The 939-nt window shown below is 59.7% G+C and carries 1 pseudogene; it reads left to right on the top strand.

Annotation, left to right across the window (positions count from 1 at the left end):
- Positions 1–345 precede the first annotated feature (345 nt).
- Positions 346–939: pseudogene (locus tag QT222_RS00535) on the top strand (hypothetical protein); the annotation flags it as partial.

Here is a 939-nt window from a genome sequence, read left to right as displayed (position 1 = left end):
CGACCTGACCCGAGAGGAGATCATCGAACTCGGTACCACGGTCGGCGCGGACGACTACGATGACCTCGCGGGCATGGACGTCGAGGACCTCGACGACAACGAGGTCAACATGCTCGAAACCATGCTCACCGACGACGACAGCACGGAATCAGGGAGTGAATCATAAGACAGCCAGACCGAGATAGACAACCGCAACTCGGCCGTATCGGATTGAGAAGGTTCTTTCGCGGCAGCCGGCCCAGCCCCGCCTTCCACCCGGGCGGGGTCGTAGCGGAGCCCACACCTCGAATTTATTCCAGAATTCATAGACAACGACCAAGCACACGACACGGAACCCCACAACTAATGAAATACAGACAGCGGTTTGCACTGGTGACGTTCCTCGTGGTCGGCCTGCTTGTCGGCACCGCGGCGCCGGCGGCAGCTGCGGGGACGGGGACCGTCGCCAGTGCCGCACCCGTAGCGGACCTGTCCGGTGACGACCTCTTTAGCGACCACGAGACGGTCGCAGATGACGACGATGGCGACGATAGCGATGAGGTAGAGGTCGACACTGAGGATGGCGAAATCGAACACGACGGCGACGATGCCGAAGTAGAGGACGACGAAGACGATCTCGACTTCGAGTCCAACGAGGACGATGACGAAGTCGATATCGACTTCGACGAGCAAGAGATCGAGCAGGACGGTGATGATCTCGAAGTAGAAGACGACGAAGACGACCTTGACTTCGAGAACGACGGAGATGAGGTCGAAGCGGAGTCCGGCGACCACGACATCGAGCAGGACGATGACGACCTAGAGGTCGAGGACAGCGAGGAAGACCTCGACTTCGAGAGTGACAACGGCGGCGAGACAGTCGACGTTGAGAACGGCGACGAAGAAATCGAGCAGCGCGGCGAGAGCGTCGACGTCGAAACCGACGAGGTCGAGTACGAA

The sequence above is a fragment of the Haloferax sp. s1 genome, assembly GCF_058382125.1.
Note: the sequence above shows the minus strand (reverse complement) of the source record. Positions and strands in the feature narration are given on the sequence as shown.